The sequence below is a fragment of the Bacteroides zhangwenhongii genome, assembly GCF_009193325.2.
Lineage (GTDB): Bacteria > Bacteroidota > Bacteroidia > Bacteroidales > Bacteroidaceae > Bacteroides > Bacteroides zhangwenhongii.
In genome coordinates this window covers 941,895-967,734 of the sequence record NZ_CP059856.1, presented here as the reverse complement: position 1 = coordinate 967,734, position 25,840 = coordinate 941,895, and the positions used below count along the sequence as shown (strand labels likewise).

The 25,840-nt window shown below is 40.5% G+C and carries 15 protein-coding genes and 1 pseudogene; 6 read left to right on the top strand and 10 right to left on the bottom strand.

The window, feature by feature from the left end:
* The first annotated feature begins 103 nt into the window (after nucleotides 1–103).
* Nucleotides 104–1,266 (top strand): annotated as a pseudogene (locus GD630_RS03820) (IS4 family transposase).
* 60 nt (nucleotides 1,267–1,326) lie between these two features.
* On the opposite strand, the gene GD630_RS03815 reads toward GD630_RS03820, so the two are convergent.
* The 6 genes from GD630_RS03815 to GD630_RS03790 all read right to left on the bottom strand — a co-directional run bounded on the left by GD630_RS03815 (nucleotide 1,327) and on the right by GD630_RS03790 (nucleotide 14,766).
* Nucleotides 1,327–3,078, bottom strand: coding sequence for a RagB/SusD family nutrient uptake outer membrane protein (locus tag GD630_RS03815; protein WP_143868262.1), 1,752 nt, complete (start codon nucleotides 3,076–3,078; stop codon nucleotides 1,327–1,329).
* Nucleotides 3,079–3,088: 10 nt separating this feature from the next.
* Entirely contained in the window at nucleotides 3,089–6,391 is a 3,303-nt protein-coding gene (locus GD630_RS03810; RefSeq protein ID WP_143868261.1) for a SusC/RagA family TonB-linked outer membrane protein, read from the bottom strand.
* Nucleotides 6,392–6,460: 69 nt separating this feature from the next.
* Nucleotides 6,461–6,976 carry an RNA polymerase sigma-70 factor gene (locus tag GD630_RS03805; protein ID WP_143868259.1) on the bottom strand — a complete coding sequence of 172 codons (516 nt, stop codon included), beginning with the start codon at nucleotides 6,974–6,976 and terminating at the stop codon, nucleotides 6,461–6,463.
* Nucleotides 6,977–7,927: 951 nt separating this feature from the next.
* A complete protein-coding gene (locus GD630_RS03800) occupies nucleotides 7,928–10,753 on the bottom strand; it encodes a ligand-binding sensor domain-containing protein (protein ID WP_143868258.1) in 2,826 nt (941 codons plus the stop codon).
* A gap of 140 nt (nucleotides 10,754–10,893) precedes the next feature.
* Nucleotides 10,894–12,816 carry an alpha/beta fold hydrolase gene (locus GD630_RS03795; RefSeq protein WP_143868257.1) on the bottom strand — a complete coding sequence of 641 codons (1,923 nt, stop codon included), beginning with the start codon at nucleotides 12,814–12,816 and terminating at the stop codon, nucleotides 10,894–10,896.
* Nucleotides 12,817–12,831: 15 nt separating this feature from the next.
* Complete coding sequence (locus GD630_RS03790) at nucleotides 12,832–14,766, bottom strand: glycoside hydrolase family 127 protein (protein ID WP_143868256.1); 1,935 nt, start codon at nucleotides 14,764–14,766, stop codon at nucleotides 12,832–12,834.
* 164 nt (nucleotides 14,767–14,930) lie between these two features.
* Between GD630_RS03790 and GD630_RS03785 the strand changes: the two genes are divergently transcribed.
* Together GD630_RS03785 and GD630_RS03780 are read left to right on the top strand one after the other, a co-directional pair.
* Nucleotides 14,931–15,713, top strand: a complete 783-nt coding sequence (locus tag GD630_RS03785; protein WP_143868255.1) for a HipA family kinase — start codon at nucleotides 14,931–14,933, stop codon at nucleotides 15,711–15,713.
* Nucleotides 15,691–16,074 (top strand): DUF3037 domain-containing protein, encoded by a 384-nt coding sequence (locus GD630_RS03780; protein ID WP_004305884.1) that lies wholly within the window; start codon nucleotides 15,691–15,693, stop codon nucleotides 16,072–16,074. Before GD630_RS03785 ends, GD630_RS03780 begins: the two co-directional genes overlap by 23 nt.
* A gap of 25 nt (nucleotides 16,075–16,099) precedes the next feature.
* Here GD630_RS03780 and GD630_RS03775 read toward each other — a convergent pair whose 3' ends face one another.
* A complete protein-coding gene (locus tag GD630_RS03775) occupies nucleotides 16,100–17,716 on the bottom strand; it encodes an alpha/beta fold hydrolase (RefSeq protein WP_143868254.1) in 1,617 nt (538 codons plus the stop codon).
* Between the two features lie 54 nt (nucleotides 17,717–17,770).
* On the bottom strand, nucleotides 17,771–19,723 hold the full coding sequence (locus GD630_RS03770; protein WP_143868253.1) for a glycoside hydrolase family 97 protein: 1,953 nt from the start codon (nucleotides 19,721–19,723) through the stop codon (nucleotides 17,771–17,773).
* 136 nt (nucleotides 19,724–19,859) lie between these two features.
* Between GD630_RS03770 and GD630_RS03765 the strand changes: the two genes are divergently transcribed.
* Nucleotides 19,860–20,114, top strand: a complete 255-nt coding sequence (locus tag GD630_RS03765) for a hypothetical protein (RefSeq protein ID WP_143868252.1) — start codon at nucleotides 19,860–19,862, stop codon at nucleotides 20,112–20,114.
* Nucleotides 20,115–20,139: 25 nt separating this feature from the next.
* Here GD630_RS03765 and GD630_RS03760 read toward each other — a convergent pair whose 3' ends face one another.
* The gene (locus tag GD630_RS03760; protein ID WP_143868250.1) at nucleotides 20,140–21,021 is read right to left on the bottom strand and encodes an AraC family transcriptional regulator; all 882 of its coding nucleotides are present in this window, start codon (nucleotides 21,019–21,021) and stop codon (nucleotides 20,140–20,142) included.
* Between the two features lie 120 nt (nucleotides 21,022–21,141).
* On the opposite strand from GD630_RS03760, the gene GD630_RS03755 reads away from it, so the two are divergent.
* Together GD630_RS03755 and uxuA are read left to right on the top strand one after the other, a co-directional pair.
* Complete coding sequence (locus GD630_RS03755) at nucleotides 21,142–21,957, top strand: SDR family oxidoreductase (protein ID WP_143868249.1); 816 nt, start codon at nucleotides 21,142–21,144, stop codon at nucleotides 21,955–21,957.
* A 35-nt stretch (nucleotides 21,958–21,992) separates the two neighbouring features.
* A complete protein-coding gene (gene uxuA, locus GD630_RS03750) occupies nucleotides 21,993–23,180 on the top strand; it encodes a mannonate dehydratase (RefSeq protein ID WP_143868248.1) in 1,188 nt (395 codons plus the stop codon).
* A 146-nt stretch (nucleotides 23,181–23,326) separates the two neighbouring features.
* Here uxuA and GD630_RS03745 read toward each other — a convergent pair whose 3' ends face one another.
* On the bottom strand, nucleotides 23,327–25,813 hold the full coding sequence (locus tag GD630_RS03745; RefSeq protein WP_238482989.1) for an alpha-L-arabinofuranosidase C-terminal domain-containing protein: 2,487 nt from the start codon (nucleotides 25,811–25,813) through the stop codon (nucleotides 23,327–23,329).
* Nucleotides 25,814–25,840: the final 27 nt, after the last annotated feature.

Sequence of the window (25,840 nt, the reverse complement as noted above, 5' to 3'; positions counted from 1 at the left end):
CTAAAATAGTTCTTTGAAATATTTGAAATTTAGTTAGTTACAGAGGTTTTTCGAGCGAACGGACTTGAATTCGTAGCTTTGTATCAGATTAATCTGATAGCATATGTTCCAAGACAAATACGTTTTTGCTCAGTTGGCTTCGTTTCTGAATCGAAGTAAGTTTAACCGCATTGTTGCCAAGTATGATGGCGACAAATATGTGAAGCATTTCACCTGCTGGAATCAACTACTTGCTTTGATGTTCGGTCAACTTTCTAATCGTGAAAGTCTGCGAGATTTAATAGTTGCGCTTGAAGCCCATCATTCCAAATGTTATCATTTAGGAATGGGTAAAAACGTATCAAAGTCATCGCTGGCACGAGCAAATCAAGATAGGGACTATCATATCTTTGAAGAATACGCTTACTACCTAGTTAGCGAAGCACGAGAAAAGCGTGTTACTCATATTTTCAAACTTGGTGGCAACGTTTATGCTTTCGATTCGACAACTATTGACCTGTGCCTTTCAGTCTTTTGGTGGGCTAAATTCCGCAAGAAGAAAGGTGGTATCAAAGTGCATACATTATATGATATAGAAACACAGATACCTGCATTCTTTCATATCACGGAAGCATCCGTACACGATTCTAAAGTAATGAATGAGATTCCTTATGAACCAGGCTCTTATTACATCTTTGACCGCGGTTATAACAACTTCAAGATGCTGTATAAGATTCATCAGATTGAAGCCTACTTCGTTGTCAGAGCAAAAAAGAACCTCGGTACAAATCCATCAAATGGAAACGTAGGCTGCCTAAGAATGTGTTTTCAGACGCGAGCATACTTCTAACTGGATTCTATCCTAAACAATATTATCCGGAGCCACTTAGACTGGTTAAATATTGGGATGAAGAACAAGAACGAGAATTTACATTCATAACCAATGCCATGCATATATCTGCACTTCAAGTTGCTGAACTTTATAAAAATCGTTGGCAGGTAGAGCTGTTTTTCAAGTGGCTAAAGCAGCACCTTAAAATCAAAAGATTTTGGGGGACTACAGAGAATGCTGTTCGAATACAGATATATGCTGCAATATGCACTTACTGTTTGGTGGCAATCATTCAACACGATATGAAACTGGATAGAAGTACATACGAAGTGCTACAAATATTGAGCATCTCATTGACTGATAAAACTCATCTGAGAGACCTCTTTGATAAAACTAAATTTCAAAATGACAAAGAACGATTCGGACCAAATGGGCCAAGTTTATTTAATTTTTAATTCGTCCCAATTTTAATGGGACACTAGTGGTTCAACATATAAAATCAGTTCTTCCCGACGTTACCATCCCGGATTCTGACCGATATTAGGATTCAACTGACGTTGGTCTGACGGCAGTGGATAAAGATAATTTTTATTACTCCACACACGATTGGTTTCGATAAGCAAACAGCCATCTTCCAACGAATAAGAAGGAGACCATTTTCCGGCCCACGTTGCCCAATCACCGGACGTGTTCCATTTTACGCCTAACATATTCTCCGGCATTTCCGTTTCAGCAGTTTTCCAACGTTTCAAATCATCAATACGGAAGCCCTCATTGAAAAGTTCCACTGTACGCTCCCGGCGAATCTCTTCACGCATTTTCAGATTATGAGTAGTAGCAAAAGAAGTAGTGAGTCCCGGCATATTCGGATTCACACGTTGACGAACCTCATTCAAATATACCAATGCTGCATCCACTTTAGAAGCATCCATGATGTTACCTTCTGCATCCGCATTTCTCTCAAATACCGCTTCGGCATAATTCAGTAACACTTCAGCATAACGAATAATCGGAAAGTCATATCCTTCATATTCATCTTTCACATTACGTTCCGTTGCCCATTTTTGATTGTTATATCCACTACCACTAGTCGGATAGAAATCTTTATTATCAAAAGCAGCTTTATCCGCATCTGTCCAAGTGGTATGAGAAGCATTGTTATTCCAATATTTCCGTCCCGGTGCCATTAAAGTATTCGTCATGCGGTTATCACGTTTTGCATACTCGTTGTCTGGAGTAGAATAGTCAACACCGGCAGTCGACTGCGCATTGTCAATTGGAAGTCCATCCGCTCCCAAATACATTTCCGCCAATTTACGAGTTACCCATTGTACATTGGCAAAACAATTCTTAGTAATATTCTTACCGATTGAAGCAATCACTTCATCATGACGACGTGAAAAAATATATTCCTTATTTTTATCTTTCTTAATATTAGCCGGATTGGACTGAACATCTTCTAAAATAAATAGATATTTATAAGCATCTGTACCTAATTCTGCCGGTTTAAATATTTCATACTGCTTACTATCAATTACTTCCCAAGCAGACTCAGCAGCAATATCAAGCAAATCATTGATTCGAGTTACATCCCCTGTCCTAAATTTCTGCCATGTACCTTCATACAACGCCACACGAGAAAGAAAAGCCTGGGCAGCTCCCTGTGAAACACGTCCCTTATCAGCTGTTGCAATAGCATTCTCTTTCGGTAAATCAGGAATGGCTTGCTTCAAATCTTCAATGATCAGATCTACCACTTTCGAACGATCATCACGAGGGGCATTCATTTTCGGATCGGTGATATCAATAGGTTCAGTCACCACAATTACATCTCCAAATAACTGAAGTAAATCAAAATATTCGTATGCACGAAAGAACTTAGCTTCAGCAACATAGCGTGCTATGTCTGTCGGGTTAGGATAACTTTCTGCTTTTTGTAACAAAATATTAGCATAACGAATCTTTGTATAAGCTCCCGTATAATTTCCATCCGACACTGGAATATTATTAATTCCCTTACTGTATTCATTGTAGCTACTTGAAGTCATCAAGTCCGAACGGGTATCACTATGAGGACCATCATATACGGCACTCGAAAAATCACGAGTCCATTCATAAAACTGATTAGCATACAGTTTATAATCATTTGGAGTCTGCCACAAATTTGCATCCGACATTTGATCTTGCGGATCAAGATCAAGGCAAGACGGTAAAGTCACCACTACTGAAAGCAGCAATATAGCTTTTATTGTATTTACTATTTTCATATTCTAAGTATTAAAAGGTTACATCTAATCCGACAGTACAAGTACGATTGAACGGGAAACGTCCATTACCGGATACCTTGCGTGAAGCTTCGGGGTCCCATCCATCGTTAATTTTACTCACTTCCCACAAATCGGCTCCAGATACATATATACGAAGTCTGCTGATCGCTTTCGTCTTGCCAAGCAATGAAGCCGGGAAGTTATAGCCTAATGTCAAACTCTTCAAACGCAGATAATTACCATTTTCTACCGACCAAGAAGAGCACTGATAATTATAATTATTAATCGTTTTAATATTAGTATATGTCGGATAGCGTCCATCTCTATTATCAGGACTCCACACATTTCCCACAGATTGTGTCGTTGAATTCAAATGAGCGGCACGCATCGGTATGCGATAGTTATCATTACTTTCGTCACGGAAAATGGTTCGTTTGGCCGCACCTTGGAACACAGCGGATAAATCAAAATTATTCCATTCTATTCCGACATTGAACGAATAGGAAATTTTCGGGTCATCCGAACCCAAATAAACATAATCCTTTTCATCCAACTTACCATCACCGTTTACATCTTCATACATATTATCACCCAAACGGAGATCCTTCGGCATACCTATACCGTTACTATTATAATATTTATAAATGTACTTGCGCAATTGTTCTTCTGTCTGAATCTTTCCACAATATTTCAGACCGAATACCGAGTTCAACGAGTATCCCTGTTGTTTGTCTACAAAGCCGGATTTAAATACCGTCACTCCACCATAGTCTACCAGTTTATTATCAGCATAGGTAAATGTACCTCCCACATGATAGTTCACTTTTCCGATTTTATCCGACCATGTCACAGTTCCTTCATATCCTTTTGCTTCAAATTTTCCACTATTGGAAGCAGGAGCTTTATCTCCCAGAATTCCCGGATAAGCAACTGCTATCAGCATATTGTTATTCTTCTTCATAAACAACTCTACCGTACCCTGCAGGCGGCTGTCAAACAAATGAAAGTCCAATCCTAAGTTATAATTATGAATACGTTCCCAACTACGTCCCATAGTAGCAATTTCACCGCTAGTCTTAATATAGGAGATTCTTCCATCACCAATGTAAGCCCCATTGACTGAATTAAAGTTGTATAACTGCATACCATCATAACGTGAAATACCTGACTGATTACCAACAACTCCATAAGAAAGACGCAATTTTAGTTCATTGACAAATTTCACGTTTTTCATAAATTCCTCTTCGGAAAGACGCCATCCACCCGAAAATCCATAAAAGAAATCCCATCGGTTCTCAGGACGGAACTTAGAAGAACCATCATAACGGAGATTCATTTCCAACAGATACTTAGACATGTAATTGTAATTGAAACGTCCGAAATATGACATCATAGCTTCATGCCATTTACTTGGACCGGCAGTTTTTGCCGAGTTTTTCAATGTTATTTCACCCGATCCATTCAATATTTCCAATGAACTCTGCACATCCTTCGCTGTCACCACTGTATAATCATACTCTTTCAAATTATATTGTGCACCAAGCATAGCTGTAACATTATGTTTTTCTCCCAATGTCTGGTGATAATTCAGATAGCCTGAAACAGAGTAGTAATCAGTACGGGCAAAAGATTTCGAATATTCCGTAGAGGCCTGATTAGGATTATTGATAGCATTTGTCTTTGCCGTACTCAACGTTCCGTCATAGGTGTACCAAGTAATGCTGTTCTTTACCCCATCACGTGTCGCAGTAGATGTATTGTAACCTAAATTGACTACTGCATCCAAGTAAGAAGTAAATTGATACTTCAAATTCTCACTAATATTAATACCGGATACTTTCAATTTATTATCACCTCCCAGTTCTGCATACCAGTTGGGAGTATAATTTCCACCCCAATGATAAGGTTTGCCATCCATAGTAGAGGAAGGCAATCCCGGCTGGGGATAACTGGAAGTCAGAACCCTGTCAATCATCGTTGGAGACACCTGATCCTGGCGGTTATAAGCCATCACGGATTCGATAGTAAACCTATCCGTCAACTTTACCGTATTCGTCAAACGAACATTGAAACGTTTATTATTATTATTTCCCCATTTCAATGTACTATCATCATACATATAACCTACAGAAAGACGATACAACGACTTTTCGTTTCCACCGGATACGCTCAAATTGTGCTGCGTAGAACCTGCATTGCCAAACAATACATCCTGCCAGTTAGTATCCATAAAGACATAATCGTCCACATCACCGAAAGCGGGTATCGGATTCGGATTTTTAGATAAATCAATATATCCACCTTTATAAGCTTGAGCAAGCTGTGCATATTTAATCCATTGGTCATCATCACCTAAACCATCGTTGTGACGAGTAGTAATAATAGCTTCACTCCATTGGTCAATACTCATCATTTTAGGCTGTAAACCTACAAATTTATGCGTATAAGAACCACTATATTCTATTTTAGCCTTTCCTTCTTTAGCCTGTTTGGTGGTCACCAAAATAACACCACCTGCTGCCTTCGATCCGTAGATAGCCGCTGAAGCATCTTTTAAAAAGTTGATGGATTCAATATCGGCAGAGTTAAGCAAACGAAGTTCATTCACACTTTCGTATTCTACTCCATCAATAATGATTAACGGGTCTGTGGAATTGGCCGATACAGCACCACGCAGTTTCATTCCCCAGCTTTCATCACCCGGAGCACCGGAGGAACGGGTAATAATAACTCCCGGTACTTGCCCTTGCAATGCCTGTACAGGACTCGACATAGCACCTTTATTTTCCAGCATTTTATCGGAAACGACTGTCACCGCACCAGTTAATGTCTCTTTCTTCTGTGAACCATATCCCACAACAACTACTTCATCCAGAACTTCACTATCTTCCTGCATTTTCACATTGACAATAATTTGCGTACCCACCTCCACTAGCTGGTCTTTATAGCCTATATAGCTAAACTTCAATTTTGCACCTGCCGGCACACTGACCGTGTAATTCCCGTCAATATCAGTAATCGTGCCTTCAGTTCCACCAATAACGCTAATATTCACACCAATCAATGGTTCGCCAGTCGCATCAATCACTTGACCTTTCACTTTCTTTTGCGTCTGCATTACTACCTGATTGTCACTTAAATCCGCATCAGCCCATACCTGAGAAACAGGACACAGCCCCAACATCAATCCCAAAGTAAACACTGCAGTTTTACCCGGTCGTGAATTAAATATTAATCCTCTTCGTTTCATAAAATTAAATTTGAGGTTTAAAAGTAATATTAAATTTTTGTTCTCTAAAATAAAGTAAGGCATACAAGTGCCTCTTTGTAAATTCCGACTCCTTTTCCATAAGCACAAAGGGTTATTTATTAATGAATAAGATTATATACAATTTCGGAAGAACTCGCGCATTTCACGACGTCCAAGAAACAGGTGGTTTTCTACCGTCCTACAACTTAGATTCAGTTCATTAGCGATTTCCGGAGAAGTTTTATTTTCAAAACGGTTTAATGTATAAATTAACCGACGTTGTTCGGGCATGGCAGCCAGACGGGTCTGTTCCATTGTCATTAAATCATCACCGATAATTTTTTCTTCGGTTTCATTGGTAGAAGTAGACATAGTATCATAGATATAGCTGTCTATCTCCTGCTTCTTATAATAACGACGGATATAGTCGATTACAATATTCCGGGCAATAGTGAACAGAAAATATTTCACTGTGTCGGGACGGAGCATTTGTTTGTAGTCCAGCAGACGTACAAATACATCTTGGGTTAGATCCTCAGCTTCGTAGCGATGAGTGATACGATAAGTAATATAGGTAAGAATTACCTGATAATATTCTTCATAAGAACGGGTGATAATGTCGTCGTAAGTGTTAGCTATTGTCTCCATAATACTATCTTTTTCGGTTTTAATCACGATGCAAATATAGAGAGGATTTCGGATGTAACAACCGGAAAACAGGACGGATCAATATCAACGAATCCAAACAGACTTATTTAGAACTATAACATTAATAATCAACAAATTACCTACTACAACAATAGAGTCTCACTTTATAAAATGAGACTCTATTATCCCCATATAAGAAGCATTAGAACTCATTTTTATCATCAATAGCTATTTGGCAAAATATAATGCCACAACCAACCTTTACAGCCAGGGAAAATAAGCTAATAAACAGCCCCAAAGACAATGTAAACAATAGCTACCACTCCATCATTTTAAAATAGACATTTGAAATGTCAGTAAAAGAAACATATACCAGCCAGTCACCCCATAGAAGAAACACAGCTAATATACTATATACCAATAAGATAATAAACATTCATAAGGAAAAACAACTGCCACAACTGACAACTGACACCTTTGTCCCTATATCTTTTGGAATTTTAGTCGTGTTAAGAGACAAAACGTATTTAATTATTACCTTTTTTATATTTTTGTGGCATAATACCTACCAACTTCCAAACAGTATTACAAATTCAATTTATATAAACACAATAAGAGAAAAAGGCTACTGACAAAAATAAAACAATGGAATAATCGGTGGTATCTACCCATTCTACAAATAAGAGATATTTAATTGATTATCAACAAATAGCAGAAACACAAACGGATAAAATCACTGACCAGTAAGCATAAAGTGGCAGTTGTCAGTAATGGCAGTAGAAAGCACGTCTTTTCACAGTACTAAATACGGACAAATAGCGGTTAAAATCCGGATAAGTACAAGAGTGGAACAAAACCAGTATAAGAGAGATGACAAACTTGTATAACATTTGAGTGAATCAAGTACTAGATAGATGTGAATGATGTACATGAAACCAATGAAAGAAGTACTTATTCTTCCTTGGCAATACCTCCGATACTACGGATGTATTCATTCGGAGTAACTCCCGTACTCTTTTTAAATGAACGGAAGAAAGAAGCACGTGAACTAAAACCACAAAGTTCTGCCAAGGCAGTCAATGTATAGCGGGAATATTGGCTATCCGCTACCATCTTTTTGAATTGGGTAACACGGTATTCATTGATGAAGTCATAGTAAGACTGATTAAGATACTGGTTCAAAAGATACGATAATGAATGTGAAGAAGTATCCAATGCAGAAGCCAAGTCCCCCATTTTTAAGTCGGGATTGATATATGGCTTTTCTTTCTCTACATAAGCCACCAGTTTCTTATGAAGTTCTTTACATTCCTCTTCGGTCAGTCTATTGGTCTTATATTTCTCTTCAACAGCGGAAGATTGTTGCTCTGAAATTACTTCCGGATGTTCTACAGTTTGTTCTCTCTGTTGTATTTCCTCCTCTGTTGATGCCGAAATCGATGAAGCAGAAGAAGCAAGCAAACGACGCATACGTTTCCAAACATAATACCGTATAAAGGCTATAATTCCTACGATTAATAAAATGGAAAGTGCCCATCCCCACCAAGGTATCATAGGGCGTACTGTCACTTGACAGATAGCTTCCGATTGCTCATTTCCCGGAAGACGTACCCGGAAAGTATAAGTTCCGGAAGAAAGTCCGTAATAAGAAACTTCGTTCTGTGCAGCCAATAATTTCCAGTCTTTGTCCACTCCCTCCAATCGATATTCATATAGTAAGGCAGATGGCAGACCATAGGCGAAATCTGTGAAACAAAAAGTCAAATTATTCTGGTTGTATTTCAAAGAGGAACTGGTAAAAGGTACGCCATTAGCCAGTATATCAGTAAATACAATCGGACGAACCTTGCCACGCACTTCGTCCACACGTTTCGGATCAACATAAATCAGTCCTTTGGTGTTACCAAACCACAATAGTCCTTTTTCATCTTTATAAGCGGCTCCATTCGTAAAAGTTGGTCCCGGCACTCCATCATTGAAAGTGAAAGCATCATACTCCTCCCCTTCTTCTTTGATACGCAACAACCCGTCATTGCAGGCCACCCACAGCCAACCTTGGTTATCTTCTATAACAGACATCAGCGAATTGTCCGGAAGAGTAGAAAAGATAGAGCGATTCCGGAAACGATCCATCGTTAAAGTAGAGGTAAACAGACTCCCTTTCTCACGGATAAAATAGAGGTTGTGTTCAGCATCTTCGTAGATAGTACGCACTTTATCCCGATGAACAAATCCCTCCGGAAACACATTAGAGCGTAAACTTTGAGAAGCCGGATCATAAATACACATACCAGTTTCAGTAGCAATCCATCCTTTGCCCGTAGAATCAAAACTTACTTCATACACATTGCCCTCCGGCAGTTGGGAGTTAGCACTGGTAAAGTGTTTGATCTGTTTGGTCTGTCCGTTATAACAGAAGAGTCCTTGTGAGGTCCCTATCCAAAGATTTCCTTTTGCATCCGGTTTCACACAGAATATATGTCCTTTTTGAAAAAGCTCCGTATCGCCCTGTGCAAAATATTTCAGAGATAATGTTCCCGGATTCAATACCATCATACCGCCACCATACGTACCGATATAATATTCTCCTTGATAGAAGCTGATTGTCAGTATCAGATCTGAAGTTAAAACGGGCTTTACAAAACTTTTCACTACTCCGGTAGCTTCGTTTATATAAAACAAACCGTCACGTGAACCGATGACTTTCTCTTGCCCTCTGTTTACGAAAGAACGAATGGAAAGATTTGCCGAATTGAACAAAGGTGGATAGTCATACGTGCGGAAAAGGCCGTTCTGATAGAGTGAATAATCCAGCCCTGCCTGAAAATGCCCCACCCAGACGGTGCCTCTATCATCTACAAGTAAGGAGTAAATAGAATTACTGCGAATTCCTTCCTTATCATTGACATCATGGTAGAAACGACGTGTCACTTGTTGGTCTTTGTGTGAAAGGAAGTGGACGCCATTACCGTCAGTAGCTATATACACAGTCTCTTTCCCATCGCTGGATATGTCAGAAATGACATCGCAGCCTAAAGATACCGTATGAGAGAATGTTTCCTTTTTTATATCGAAACGTACTACACCTTGACTCATTGTGCCCAGATAAAGAGTTTCTCCGATACGGGTCAGGCAACGAAAATAATCGGCTTCGGGCACATTCTCCTGAAAATGCCAGGAATCAATCTTTCCATCTTTCAGTGAATAAGAGTACAGCCCCTGCACCGTAGCCAGCCATAACACGGTTTTATCTTCATTCAGACAAATATCCATGATTCTGTTACAGGCAGCAAGCATATTCCGGTCTGTCAAGACCTGTAGTAATTGACCATCTTTATGAATGAACAAGCCTTTCTCTGTGCCGATATAAAGAATATCCTCATTAGCCAACAAAGTATTTACAGCAAAATCAATCTTTTCGGGGACAATTCTTTCCAATTGGCTGCTTGTACGATTCAATCGCCAAAGTCCGATTCCATTTCCTACCCACAGTTGTTTGTTGGCTGTTTCTGTAACGCTGTTTACCCGTTTTTTTCTTCCTGATTCAATGCCTCGGAATTCAAAATGGCGTACTTTTACTCCATCGAAACGGTCGAGACAGTTATCCGTTCCTAGCCAGACAAAGCCCTCCGAATCTTTATAAATAGCGTTCACCAACAACCCGGAAAGACCGTCGGACATCACGACATTACGGAACATGTAATCTTGGGCTTGTAGTTTTACACCGCAAGCCAAACACATTATTAAAAGAATCAGATATTTAATCGTGTTTTTCACCTACAATGGGCTTTTTTCATATTAAACATGTGACAAACTTACATAAAATTCTCCAAAAGGAAGTACTTATAATAAAAAAAGTCATCCCTTCGTATTCTCTATATGCACATAGACAAATACGAAGGGATTAAATTATTTACTCAATACAATCCAAATAAAAATTCTTCTAAAGCTGCATTGAATTCCTCCGGTCGTTCCATATTCATCATGTGCCCGCAATCCTCTATGACTTTCAGCTTTCCATTAGGTAGATATTCCAATATGGGAGGATTTTTTGAGAATTTGTTATCAGAAGAATGACCTTCTACAATTAAGGCAGGTACGGCAGGATGACTCTTCTTTAATTTTTCAATAGCATCCAGTCCTGCTACTACCCGTACTTCTTTGTGTAGCGGTTGCCATGCATCCCATTCATCAATCATCTGCCACAAAGGCGCACGCATCCGCTCACGTTGACTTCCACCGGATTTCATTAATCCTTCAAACCACTCTTTCTTCATCACCTCCACTCCTTTCTTTTTCAGGGCAGCTATTTCTTCATCACGCACCTTTGCTTCTTCTTTAGTCATCGGCTCACTGGGACCTTTCGATTTCCGGATGTTTCCACTGGCTAGAAAAGCTGATAACATCCGATCTGGGAAATACGCCAACATATCAGCAGTGATAAACCCACCCAAAGAAAGCCCGACAATATGCGCCTTTGAGAGATGTAAAGAGTCCATTAAAGTAACCAGATCTTCAACATGCATAAATTGATAATCTTCTGTTTGGGAAGAAGAAATGCCGTATCCTCTTAAATCATAGCGAATGACATGATACTTTTTCGCAAATACCGAAAATTGCTCATCCCACATACGATGGTCGAGCGAATGACCGTGAACAAAAATGATCGGTTCACCCTGACCGGCTTCTTCATAGTATAGAGAGCCGTTTCCTACATTGATACGTCCTTGTTTGACAACCAATGGCTTGCCTTTCAGTATTTCTGAAACAGTCCGTGAAATGACAGGGCTGCCGAAGAAAGAAGAGAAACCGTCTTCTTTAGCAGAAGAACCTGCTACATGAGAAATGAAGAATCCGTAAACTTTATCGTGTTTATTTATCCACGGATAAGCACCAGCCCATCCCGGTGAACTAATCTGATAGGCTTCACCTGTCTTTTTATCTATCAGTTCACGCCATTCTCCTAATCCGTAGATTCCATTGTGGGATTGTCCTAGTCCTTTCGCTACATAATTATCCGAGTCATGCGAAGGGATGATGGCATCTTTCACTTGGTCGGCCTGCATCTCTTTCACAGTTTCTGCTGATATAATTTGCTTGCCATTATACATTCCATCGTGATAAATCATAGACAGGAAATGAAGATAATCATTCAAGGTAGTACACAGTCCGCCCCCTAACATGGGTGCATGTCCGCCATCCGTATTGATTGGGGTAAAATGAGAGTTCTTCATCTCCAAAGGTTGTGCCAGCAGTTCCTGGAAAAGAGTTTCAAACTCCTTTCCCATCGCCACTTCTGCCATTCTTCCGGCAATTTGCATGGCAAGTCCACCATATTCAAAACGAGTGCCGGGAGTAAAGACTGTATCCAAAGGAAGAATTTCAGTGACTGCCGAATCCAAATGATTATAGTTATCTACACGGGGCTCGGGAAGATATGGACGTACTCCTGATGTATGGGATAATAATTGTCGGAGAGGAATCTTACCTTTAGCATCATCTTTAAATTCCGGCAACCATTTTTCTACCGGATCATCCCATCCCAAATCAGTACGGTCTACCACTGCGCCAATGACAGCAGCCGCTACCCATTTCCCGGCAGAAGCGACATATACTTTTGTATCGGGCGTATAGTCCCGATAGTTCTTCTGGAAAATGACGGTATCATTCTTCACTACACAAATGGATGCTCCGGGGTAATATCCCTTGTCTACCCATCCTTGGATAACAGAATCCAAAGAAGAGAAGTCATACTGACTTCCCTGACCGGATGATATTTTGCAAGAACTGCTCAAAAAGCAGACACTTACAAAAACGGCAATTAATAAACGATTCTTCATATCGTTGTTTACTATCTATTTTTCTGATTGTAAATCCCAATATACGACATAGCGCTGGTGATGCAAATCGTATAACGGACGAATCACATCTCCTTGTTCTGTCGTAAACTTCAAATCACTTCCTACACGTTGCAAGGCACGTTCAGGGTGTTTCTTATCTAGTTTCAAAGAGGTACGCAAATGTGCTGGGACATGAAAATTATAGGTATAATAATCATTATAAAGAGCCGGATTTGAGAAAGGAGCAGGTGCTTGCATACCTTCAGTCCCCCGTTCTCCCGCCAATACCAATGGACCATATAACAGAGCTGCCTTGTTCGGATTATCCGGGGTAGCCTCCAATTTGATTTGCATCGGATAAGTAGCCAAGATTTGGTCGCCATCTTTCCATTCACGGGTAATGGCAATATAAGAACCAGGCTTCTGTTTTACAGATATTTTCTTACCATTCACCAACACTTTTATATCCTTGCTCCACGAAGGATAGCGCAGATAAATGGTGGTACGAACAGGATTTTCTGTACGGAGGGTGAAACGCGTTGTTTCTTCCTGTGGGAATTTCGTTTCCTGACGGATTGTCAGTCCTTTTTCTTTCCAGGTTACCTGCGAAGGGATAAATAGATTTACATATATTCCCTGATTGTTATGGTAATAGATGGCTTCTCCAAACTTTGCATGATTCTCAAATCCGCTACCTACGCAACACCAGAAAGAGTTCTCTTTTGTGCTATACAGTTTATGAGACCCGGAAAGCAAAGGCAGGAAATAAGCTACCATACCTGTTTCAGGGTCTTGTTGTCCCAAGATGTGATTATACAATGCCCTTTCGTAATAATCTGCAATAGATGAATCGCCCGTCCAGCAGAAAAGATGGCGGCTAAGTTTGAGCATATTATAGGTACAACAAGTTTCTCCGGTATAGCCGGTCAGATGTTGAGATAACTTCTTCGGATCAAAGTAGTGTTCTTTGTCACTGCTGCATCCCGGAGCAAAAGTATGATGGTCAATCATGGTGTGCCAGAAGAATTCCGAAAGTTTCCTACTTGTCTCGTTGTGGGTTAATTCGTAGTTGCGGGCTTCAGCTATCACTTTCGGGATGAAAGTATTGGTATGCTTCGTTCCCAAGTCATCGCGAAGTTCTTTCAAAGGGTCGATTACGTCATTGTGGTAGAAATATTCCGCCAACCAGCGATAACGTTCATCTCCCGTTATTGAGTATAAATTATAGAATGACTCATTGATACCGCCAAATTCATTGCGGATCATAAGTTTACGTGTTTCTTCACTAAGGGGCTTCAATTTATTGTATGCCCAATCGCCCATTCGGGTGACGATAGTCAATGCTTTCTTATTATCCGCATACAGATATTGATCTATCAGTCCGGAGAAAAGTTTGTGCAGAGTATACCAAGGAGCCCATACACCTTTTCCCTGAATATTCCGGTTTATCAGTTCCTCGGGCCAGGCACTCAAATATCCGTTTTTCAGTGCATTCTGCACTTCTTCCAATCCGTTAACCAAGCTATCGCCTTTCAGTTTGAATATCTCACTGCCGGTAGCTGCGTACATCAAACCAAGTGCCGAGAGCATGTGTCCGGTAGTATGTCCGCGAAGTTCGCAATCCAAAGATTCCCAACCACCCAGTTTCTTCACTGTCATATATCCGCCCTCACGTCCGGCAAATACACCGGCATTGGTACGGAAGCTATGTAGCAGACGATTCACATCTATTGACGTCATCCAAGCAGAATCCCGAAGCATATTATCACGGAAACGACTTGGCAACAGGCGAACATCTTTCAAATCAAAACTTTCCGCCTGAAGGGGAGCGACTGTTTCCTTTTTCAACTTTCCCTGGTGTTGTCCGGGATATACAGATTGAGCTGACACTATACCCGATACTGTCAATGAACCAAACAAGATTACCGTAACTAAAACTTTCTTATTCATATTATTTCTATCTTTTATCTATAAGATACGAACAAGGTGCCTTAAACACTCAAAGCCACAAAATTATTTAATTAAGCTACAATTCTTTAATTTAAAGCTCACTTTCTTATAAAATTCATCTGAAACGTCCTATCTTTATTCCCCAAATCAAAGAAAGGAGCTACATGGATTTACGTACGGCAAATGTTACAAGATATATTCTTCCTCTGCGTGAGGGGGGCTCATTGCCTGCTTTAGCCGAAGCTGACGATGAATTTAAATATGTAGTCAAATTCAGAGGGGCAGGACACGGAACAAAAGCGCTGATTGCCGAACTGATTGGTGGGGAGATAGCCCGTGCACTGGGTTTCAGAGTCCCCGAAATAGTTTTTCTGAATCTGGACGAGGCCTTCGGACGAACGGAAGCAGACGAAGAGATACAGGATTTACTTCAATGGAGTCGCGGACTGAATATGGGATTGCATTTCCTTTCCGGTTCACTGACTTTTGATCCGATAGTACATCAAGTAGATGGAAAAACCGCTTCGCAAGTAGTATGGCTGGATGCCTTGCTGACTAACGTAGACCGTACCATTAAAAACACCAATATGTTGATATGGCACAAAGAACTATGGTTGATAGATCATGGGGCGTCCCTTTATTTCCACCATTCCTGGACTAACTGGCAAAAACAGGCACTGGTTCCTTTTGTACAGATAAAAGACCATGTATTATTGCCGTTTGCCAATAAACTGGAAGAGGTAGATATTGAATTCAGGCAGATATTGACTTCTGATAAAATCCGTGAGATAGTCAATGCTATTCCCGATGACTGGTTAAACTGGACAGAAGGCACAGAAACTCCACAGGATTTGAGAGACATTTATATTCGATTCTTAGAAGAAAGGATTAAGCATTCCGAAACATTTGTAAATGAAGCGCAAAATGCAAGAAAGGCACTTATATGAATACGCAGTCATCCGTTTCGTTCCTAAAGTGGAACGGGAGGAGTTTATCAATATGGGGATTGTGTTGTTTTCCAAACAAGCTAAATACCTGAAATCCCTCTATACGATAGATGAGAACAAACTAAAACTATTTTCTTCCGAACTGGATATGAATTGCCTGAAAGAAGGGTTACAGGTCTTTGACAAGATATGCATGGGAAATAAAGAAGGAGGAGCCATAGCCAATATGGATATTCCTGACAGATTTCGTTGGCTGACTGCAGTAAAAAGTTCCTGCATACAAGTATCTCGCCCACATCCGGGATTTTCTACTGATTTAGATAAGACTTTGGAAAGATTGTTCAAGGAATTAGTACTCTGATTCCTTGAACAATCTCTTTGTCAAACTAACGGGCGGTAATATAAAAACTCTGCTCTACTGCTTCAGCAGTCTGCACTTTAGGTTCTCCGCTACGCCCATATTGCCAGGCTACCACTGTCACCTTTACCGGAAATTTTGCACGCGGGGGAATTTTAGTCAATACCAGTTTATCCCTCTTTATCTCTGCCGGCCCTTCTTTTACATAATAGTAAACCGGAAGGCCGGAGTCAGCAGTTCCTTTTAAACTTATTTCTTTCACTGAAGCCTTTGCATCGGATAGTTTCGGGAAAATTATACGTTGGGGTATCCCTTCCTTATTCCGGTAAGGAATACGAATCTCCACCTGCTGAACGGCACTCCGGTATTTATGATCCTGTTTTACGGAAGCCATCAGACAGATGCCTCCTGTACGTTTAGGATTATCCAATCCCATCCGATAGAAACGAACAGTAAAAGTTGTATCATTCACCACTTCCACCGGACCGCAAATTCTCGACATTCGAATGGGACGTGTACTGTGTTCTTTTGAATATTCGTTCCTTAACGTATCTGTGTACACTGCTTTCAAGTGGAAAGTGACTCCGTCCGCTTCGGGTTGAAAAGAAGGAGACATACGTACATGGGATTTCGGATTGAAAGTTATCAGTTTTCCTTTTTGCTCAAAGCCGATATACTGTTCTGTCTTTCCACGCTCATTAGCGTAATATTTTTCTGTGGCATCTGCCATTTCCTTATCAAAATACCAAAATGCATGGTGCTTGTCTCCTTCATACTTATCATAGGAAGCGGCTTCGGCTGTAGGTTTTTCATTCTTTCGCCAACGGTCTGCCAGCCAGCCATTCTTTGCTTCTACCGGAATTAACTGAACCGGAATATCCGATGACGAATGTTTCGGCAACCGGTATTCCACTGCCTTTTTTAGAAAAAGAGAAAGATAATCAATCAATTCATCGGATATGTCGAAATGTCCATGTCCTGCATCAGCAAGAAATGAAAGGGGAGCATTCGGATATTCACGACGATAATCGAAAGAGGTTATCAACCGGTCTTCCCACCATTCGTCCTCTCCCATTACCATTAATGAAGGGATACCTTCAATCGTACGGGTTCCCCAATCCAAATTCGCACGCCCGTAACCTGTCAAATGAGTTCTGGGAGAATCACCGTGAATAGAGAGTACAGCCAATGTACGTTCGGGATTCCAGGCGGCAAAGTTCCACGGATAAGTAGCCATTGCCGAGTGTCCGATAGGGATGACCGGGGCAAACTCCAGTTCTGCATATCCGCTTATTTCAGACAAATTCTTCATCATTGTTTCAAAGATTTGCCGGGTACCTTTTGTCACATCCCAGCGTTGGTCTATTCCGGGAGTGATCCATATCTCTGCAATTCCTAGTTTGCCCATATTCTTCCGAAATTCAGGATGCTCAAAAATTGTCTCTTCGGTCATATTATGTTGCCCAATGATGACGGCACGGACTTGTTTGCAGTTTTCCGGTATCCATAGATAGGCAGAAGGATGGGCGTTTGTCTCTTCTGAAATCAGCTCTTTTATTTCTACGGACCACTGCCAGGGAGCTGCTGCAACTCGGGTAGTCTGCATGAACAGAGATAACAAAACAACAAGAAAATATTTCTTCATAATGCTTCTTATAGTTGCATTTATTATAGTTGCATTTATCTATAAACAACTAATTTATTTTTCCAGTGGAGTGAAATGCAATGCGGCTCCGCCACTTGCTTTTAGCTTCAAAACAAGCTTATCTCCGGCTTTTATCTTCTTATGAGTACTGCGTACTTTCGTCCGTGTCTTCAGCTTGTCATCATCTTCGTACAGGTGAAGCATATACTTCTTACCCGATTTCAGAAAATCCGTAGTCAATGTAATTGTGCGGGCTTCCGTATTCGTCATTGCTCCTACAAACCAGTCATTCCCCGAACGACGTGCTTGAACGATATATTCACCAATTTCTCCATCTAACGCGCGGCTGTCATCCCATACACTTGGAATTGCTTTCCAAAATTCCAGTTCTTCTTCTCCCTGGTAGAATTCCGGTCTGTCATACCAAAACATAAATTGCAAAGGACTGTAATACACAGCTGCCATCGCCAACTGATGTGCTTTCGTATTCTTCACCCGATTATTGAAATAGCAAAGCGTATAGTCTCCTGCACCTGCCAGATAGCGGGTAAAAGGAAGAGTCGTATTGTGTGTGGCATCCGGCATTTCTTCATTTCCACGAATACCCTCCTGCGTCATCAGGTTAGGATAAGTACGGCTGAAACCTGTCGGACGATATTCGTCATGAATATCTACCATCAGACCGTATTCTCCACATTTACGAACAGCCTCATGTAGCCAGGTACTCCAACGCTGATTACCTATCTGTACAAAACCGAACTTGACACCTTTCAGTCCCCATTTCTTATACAAAGGCAACAAAGTATCCAACTGCTGCACTAATGCACGCTGATTGACATACACCATAAGTCCGATTCCTTTCGATTCGGCATATTTACACAAAGCGGGTATATCAAGGTCTTTATCAGGAGAAACAGTAGTAGCGTCCGAACTCATTTTCATTTCTGGTCCATACCATCCTGCATCCATGTGCACATACTGAATACCACGTTCTGCCGCAAAGTCAATGGCTGCTTTTACTCTATCTTGTTTCAAGTCGCCCGAGCGGAATACTTTCCCGGGTTTGATCCAAGAAGTATCAGCCAGTTTGCAAGACGGATTCAGATTCAAGACAATATCATTATTATTAATTAAATCGACCGGACGTTCGCCAACCATGATTACACGCCACGGAGTACTGTAAGGAGAAATAATATCGACACTACTATACAGGCTTGTCTCCAAAGTGGAAGGTTTCTCTGCCGATAAACGGAATTTACCACGAACATAATCCACCATTTCCGCTTCCAACAAAGCTACAGATAATCCATCAGGCAGTTTCAAGGTCAAAGGACGCTCACTCTCCTCTTTGCCCCATCCTTCCAACGGACGAAGTACGCAAGGGCCTTGTGCCCAACGCTCGTAATAAGCCATCGTTCCTTCAGGCATTGTGAAGCTGGTCTGTTCGCCAACGATATGTAAGAAAAGTCCGTTTGTCGTTTCCGGGAAATGATAGCGGAAAGCAACTCCTTCATTATAGGCACGAACGATAATATTCATAAAGTAATTCTTACGCTTATCATAGCCACCGTCCTGGTTGCCATTCCCTTCTCCCTTTTTGAATTTCAAAGTCATCTCATTGTAGCAATCACGAACCTCCGCACGTTCGCCATATACGGGCTTCCATGTTTCATCCGCCTTTCGTTGTTCAGTCCCAGTCAACTTCAGATTTTCACACCAAAAATGACAAGTATCATTCGGAACTCCCAACGCCGACTCAAACAGTTGATTCTCAATCAGAACTCCCAATTTACTTTCTTCAATCACCGGACGGTTCTTATAAGTCAAGGTATAATACATTTGTGCATTATCCTCTCCCACCGCACGTTGATAAAAGGTAAAACGATAAGCTCCATCAGGAGACGTCAGTTCCTGACGGGTTTCTGTCATCACATCTTGCGCTTTTACCAATGCCGGTATCACCAACAACAAAAGCAAAATTCTTTTCTTCATTCTATTTACGTTCATGTTTATTCATCTTTTCTATTATATACGAACGAGGAAGAAATTATACTCAACATCAAATATACGATAAAAAATAAAATATTATTTTTAGTTCTATTATTTAATAGTATCTTTGTTTAGATTATAAGCAGAACAAGATATGAAAGTAGAAGAACCCATAGGTGAATATTATTCCCAGTCATATATCAAAAATATAAGACGCAAAATTATTAAGTCCATCAAAGAAGAAGAAAATGTTGATGTACTAAAACAGTATATGCAACTTCAAAAAGAAAAAGAGGGACAGATTAATCTTTCCAGAAAGAAAAGGAGAGAATTGTTCGATAGCCAATCCTTAATAGGAAGTATTGATTCAGAAATTCCTTGGGAAGAGATGAGAGATAATATTTTATAAGAAAAATATCGTCTGAACTTTGATATTATTCCATCTGCTCTCTATATAAAGTCGGCGTCATTCCTGTCACCCTTTTAAAAATGCGGTTAAAATGTACAGGTGATTCAAATCCGCAAGTAGCACTGATTTGAGATATATTCATCATACTACTATTTAATAGTTTACAAGCATATCCGATACGCATATCAAGCACATACTCTTTGAATGTCTTTCCTGTGTTTTCTTTAAAGTATCGGCAGAAAGCAGTAGGGTTCATCGCTGTATAAGAAGCAATTTCATCCAGACCGATAGACTCGGTATAATGTTTATTCAAATAGGCAATCACCTTTTCCATTCTTTCATTACGCATAATCGAAGGGGACGGAGTATAATGAGAAGTAGTCAGATATTTCTTATGATTGCTGATAGCCATCATCTGTAGAAGTGAAAGCAACAGGATAATTTGATCTGCTCCTTTAGCAGAAGGAATCTGTTTCAATAACTTAATGATTTTCCCCGAACGGGTAATTGTGAATTTTATTCCTCTGCAAGCATCCTCCAATAAATTCCTGATAGGAATAAACTGGGAATATTGAGAAATAGAATAATGCATAAAATCTTTCTCAAACTGAATATTGACTCCTTTTACTTTCAGTTCGGATTTTTCTTCATTATCAGATTCTTCCCCGTCGTCCGGCGGGCTTTGCATACTATGAGGCAGTTCGGAACCGAAAAGAATCAAATCACCTTTTGAATAGGCGATAATGCTGTCACCCACCAGACAATCCCCCTCTCCCTTCTCCACATAAATAATTTCATACTCACTATGAAAATGCCACGGATACGTGAAACGTGGATATTCATAAAAGCGGGCACGGATGGGATTGGAAGTCGTAATAGTCAACTTCTCATTCATTATCTTCTTCATAAATCTCCTTTCTAAACTGCTTTTGCAAAGATAGGTAAATATCTTGCAAAAATGCGCATCATAGCATGTATAAAAACCCGCTATTTTTGCATCCATTCATAAAAACATTTGATAGAAACCATGAACGAATTATTTAGTATTGCCGGTAAAGTTGCTGTTATTACCGGAGCAGGTGGTGTACTGGGCGGAAATATTGCCCAACACTTTGTACAGCAGGGAGCAAAAGTAGTAGCTATTGACATTCGTCAGGAGCAACTGGACAACCGTGTGGCTGAACTTAAGCAATACGGTGACGATGTAATCGGTATCATCGGTAATGTACTTGACATCGCCAGCCTGGAGAAAGTAGCCAAAGAAATCGTAGCCAAATGGGGACAGATCGATATTCTATTGAACATTGCCGGTGGCAATATGCCGGGAGCTACTCTTGAGCCGGATCAGCACTTCTATGATATGGATATCTCTTGCTGGGAAAAAGTGACTAATCTGAATATGAATGGGACAGTCTATCCGTCTATGATATTCGGTAAAGTAATGGCAAAACAAGGCAAAGGATGTATCATTAATGTATCCTCAATGGCAGCATACAGCGCTATCACCCGTGTACCAGGATATTCGGCTGCAAAAACTGCCGTAGCCAATTTCACTCAATGGCTGGCAAGCGAAATGGCACTTAAATACGGGGATGGTATCCGTGTAAACGCTATTGCACCGGGCTTCTTCATCGGCGACCAAAACCGTCGTGTACTCATCAACCCGGATGGTTCATTGACAGATAGAAGCAAGAAAGTATTGGCTAAAACTCCAATGAAACGTTTTGGTGATATTAAAGAGTTGAATGGTGCGGTGCATTTCCTATGTAGTGAAGCCGCTAGCTTCGTAACCGGAGCAATGTTACCTATTGATGGTGGTTTCAGTGCATTCAGCGGAGTTTAAGCAATAAATAATAGCCTGTTATAAAGAGAAAGACTATGATGGAAAAGACTTGGAGATGGTTCGGCAAAAAGGATAAGATAACCTTGCCGATGCTCCGACAAATAGGGGTAGAAGGGATTGTCACTGCCCTGCATGATGTACCGAATGGTGAAATATGGACAGTAGAAGCTATTAACGATTTGAAATCATACATCGAATCTTATGGTTTACATTGGTCGGTAGTGGAAAGTCTTCCTGTATGCGAAGCAATCAAATACGCAGGAGCGGAACGTGAACAGTTAATTGAAAACTACAAAATAAGCCTTGCCAATTTGGGCAAATGCGGCATAAAGACAGTATGTTACAACTTCATGCCCGTTATTGACTGGATACGTACAGACTTGCAACACCCTTGGCCGGATGGTACCAGTTCCCTATATTACGACCGTATCCGTTTCGCTTATTTCGACATCCGAATCCTGGAACGTGAAGGAGCTGAAAAGGATTATACTGAAGAAGAACTTCAGAAAGTTGCCGAATTGGATAAGGTTATCACAGAAGAAGAGAAAGATGCCCTGATTGATACAATCATTGTCAAGACACAAGGTTTTGTCAACGGTAATATCAAGGAAGGAGATAAAAATCCGGTTGCCATCTTCAAGCGGTTACTCGCCCTGTACAAAGATATAGACCGGGATACTTTGCGTGAGAATATGCGCTACTTCTTATCTGCCATCATGCCCGTATGCGAAGAATATGGAGTTAATATGTGCGTACATCCCGATGACCCTCCATTTCAGGTATTAGGTTTACCACGTATCGTTACCAATGAAAATGATATTGAATGGTTTCTGAATGCCGTAGATAATCCTCATAACGGATTGACTTTCTGTGCAGGCTCTTTGAGTGCAGGCGAACATAACGATACACGTGAGTTGGCTAAGAAATTTGCAAAAAGAACTCATTTCGTACATCTGCGTAGCACAGCTGCCATGCAAGGTGGAAACTTTATTGAAAGCTCCCATCTTACGGGAAAAGGACATCTGATTGACCTTATCCGTATCTTCGAAAATGAGAATCCGGGATTACCGATGCGTGTAGACCACGGACGAATGATGCTGGGAGATGAAGATAAAGGCTACAACCCGGGATATTCTTTCCACGGACGTATGCTGGCTCTTGCACAAGTAGAAGGAATGATGGCTGTGGTGGATGATGAGAAAGGACGTCAGATGAGATTTTAATCATCCCGTAATGTAACGATTGCTTCCCCGTAAGCAAACTATTGTTTCCCCTATGGAGGAACTCTGGTTTGTCTACGGGGAAGCAATCGTTATCTTAGGGGGAACTGAAATATAGAAACCTATTCAACCCCTTATTATTTTATTGTCTACTTAGATGCTTGGATTCTAAGTACAGTGAATGAATATGCAGGTAATTCATAAGGAAACTTATCACTTATGCCTATTGTTTCCGATACAGGAACAACATCTACATCAACAGGATTTCCCATTAGCAGTGTTTTAGTTACAATAGCGTTTATACCTTTCAATGAAGGAATCTCCAAATGTGCATTTACACAAACAGGAAGCATATTTACCAGTTTCACAATTAAATCTCCAGTTTTTCCATCACGTACAACTGATGTCCCAATACGTTTTTTTACGGATATCTGATTATTATCCAATAAAACTTCAGCAGAAATATATTCATTACCGGCATTCTGTCCATACATCTGCTGTACGTAATAATCTACGGTTGGTTTCACTTCCTTGTTATTGAAATAAATCAAATCAGGATTCCATTGAATACATCCTTCTTTGGCTAGAAGAGGCGCATACGAAGTCATGGCTACCACATCCCCGTTTCGTTCTACAGAAGTAAGGAATAAAGCTGCTGCCAAAGCTGTCTCAATATTACTCGGACGTCCCGGTAAATGCGCTGCATATTCTCCTAAATAAACTTTCGATTTATCACGGTCATAATGATCATAATAGTTTTGATTATGAATGAACCAACCCGGTGTATTATAATTATGTTCATCAACCATGGGGATTCCCAATTCATCAGCAAATGCCCAACCTTCTTCATAATCAGTTCCCTCACTAAACGGACCGGTGGTTCCTATCACAATAATATCCGGGTACTTTTCTTTTACTGCATTATAAATCATTGTGAAGCGTTCTTTAAAAACATCGCTTATCATATCCTCATTGCCCACTCCCAAATATTTCAGGTTAAAAGGTGCCGGATGTCCTGCTTTCGCACGTTCTTTACCCCATACAGTTTTCTTTGCATCGCCATTAGCATATTCTATCAAATCCAGTACATCCTGAATATACTGTCCCATTTCTTTCATTGGAATGCCCCCTTGTTGTCCGTTGGCAGTTATGATATTTGTAGAATGATGACTAGGTCCATTTATTCCAGAGTTCTGACATGGGACACCAGCCGCCACCACAGGAAGCGGCTCTGCATTTATATCTTCACAAAATTGGAAATATTCAAAATATCCCAAACCACGTGTCTGATGATATCGCCAAATATTAGGTGCCGGTTTGCGAGCTTCCAACGGTCCGATTGTTTCTTTCCAGTTATAAATATTATCCACTCCGTCACCATGCGCCAGACAACCACCCGGAAAACGAACAAAACGAGGATGGATATCTGCTATTGCTTGTGCCAAATCTGCACGAAGCCCATTCTTATGCCCCTTAAATGTTTTTTGCGGAAACAAAGAAATCATATCCAAAGCATAACACCCTACTGTTTGAGGAGAAAGAACTAATATCGTACTATCAGCATCTTCGGTTGCTGTCAATGTAATACTCTGCTTTTTCCAATCCTTGGAAGAAAGCTTCATGACTGTTCTTGCAATCTCTTTTCCCTCTTTAGTTACCAACTGAACAAGGGTTTTTCCTCCTTTTCCTCCACCTAATACTTTTGAAAACATGGAAAAATCATATTTTTCTCCTTTTTTAGCAACAATACCACCAAAACCGGCATTCATAAAGGCAGATCCCGGTGCGTGAACATCCAATATAGCATAATGCGGATTATTTACATGAACCGGCTGATCAGTGCCAATAGTGAATGTTATTCCATCCCCCTGTATGCCCCACGCATAGGTACTATTCCAATTTTTATCCTTATTCCCATCTTTGGAAGAATATTCGAAATCACGATTCTGAATCAGTTCCGCATAAAGCCCACCGTCTGCTGCATAATTCAAGTCTTCAAAAAACACTCCTATCAGATGCTCACTAATAGGTTTCGTCAGCTCTCTTTCTACCTTGATATGAGCTGTTACCGGCTTCAATCCGGCAAAACGCTTTTTATCATCCACAGTACGTTCTTCCCTTAATGCCTGTCTATATGCCCGATGATCCCCATAACGATTCATTGCGACAATCTGTTCATACGCAACTTTCAAGGCCCAACCATCTACTTGTTTACCTCCTATCCAGACAGTTTTCCTTATCGGTTTATTACAATCAGCTACTGCATATTGCCCTTTTTCCGATGTCATGAAAAAATGTTGCGGTTTCCATCTCATCAAATCAGGAGAGGATACGTAAGCCATTGCTTCTCCATCAGGAGTCAAGTCCCAATAGCAATGCCAACTCCCATCTACCCGGCTCTGTGTTAAATAGGGCTTATACATTCTCTTCCAAGGACCAAAGTCACATTTCACAAAAACCTGCCCGTCTGCTATATTCTGCCATTTTTCCCCATCCGAACTCCACACAAACTGCATTCCTCTCCGACCTGCGTCATTCAACGTAGGATATGGAAAAATATAAACCGAATCCGGTTGGTTTTGTGTTTTATCAGTACTAGCATACAATGTCTGAACACAAGCCAGCAAGCTTATCATTCCTATTATCTTATGTATATTCATCCC

Excerpts from the sequence above, each read along its gene's own strand:
- GD630_RS03760 (WP_143868250.1), bottom strand. The coding sequence starts at position 21,021 with ATGAAGAAGATAATGAATGAGAAGTTGACTATTACGACTTCCAATCCC.
- GD630_RS03765 (WP_143868252.1), top strand. The coding sequence starts at position 19,860 with ATGAAAGTAGAAGAACCCATAGGTGAATATTATTCCCAGTCATATATC.
- GD630_RS03805 (WP_143868259.1), bottom strand. The coding sequence starts at position 6,976 with ATGGAGACAATAGCTAACACTTACGACGACATTATCACCCGTTCTTAT.
- GD630_RS03780 (WP_004305884.1), top strand. The coding sequence starts at position 15,691 with ATGCAAGAAAGGCACTTATATGAATACGCAGTCATCCGTTTCGTTCCT.
- GD630_RS03785 (WP_143868255.1), top strand. The coding sequence starts at position 14,931 with ATGGATTTACGTACGGCAAATGTTACAAGATATATTCTTCCTCTGCGT.
- GD630_RS03815 (WP_143868262.1), bottom strand. The coding sequence starts at position 3,078 with ATGAAAATAGTAAATACAATAAAAGCTATATTGCTGCTTTCAGTAGTG.
- GD630_RS03790 (WP_143868256.1), bottom strand. The coding sequence starts at position 14,766 with ATGAATAAGAAAGTTTTAGTTACGGTAATCTTGTTTGGTTCATTGACA.
- GD630_RS03745 (WP_238482989.1), bottom strand. The coding sequence starts at position 25,813 with ATGATAAGCTTGCTGGCTTGTGTTCAGACATTGTATGCTAGTACTGAT.
- GD630_RS03775 (WP_143868254.1), bottom strand. The coding sequence starts at position 17,716 with ATGAAGAAATATTTTCTTGTTGTTTTGTTATCTCTGTTCATGCAGACT.
- GD630_RS03770 (WP_143868253.1), bottom strand. The coding sequence starts at position 19,723 with ATGAACGTAAATAGAATGAAGAAAAGAATTTTGCTTTTGTTGTTGGTG.
- GD630_RS03810 (WP_143868261.1), bottom strand. The coding sequence starts at position 6,391 with ATGCCTTACTTTATTTTAGAGAACAAAAATTTAATATTACTTTTAAAC.
- uxuA (WP_143868248.1), top strand. The coding sequence starts at position 21,993 with ATGATGGAAAAGACTTGGAGATGGTTCGGCAAAAAGGATAAGATAACC.
- GD630_RS03795 (WP_143868257.1), bottom strand. The coding sequence starts at position 12,816 with ATGAAGAATCGTTTATTAATTGCCGTTTTTGTAAGTGTCTGCTTTTTG.
- GD630_RS03755 (WP_143868249.1), top strand. The coding sequence starts at position 21,142 with ATGAACGAATTATTTAGTATTGCCGGTAAAGTTGCTGTTATTACCGGA.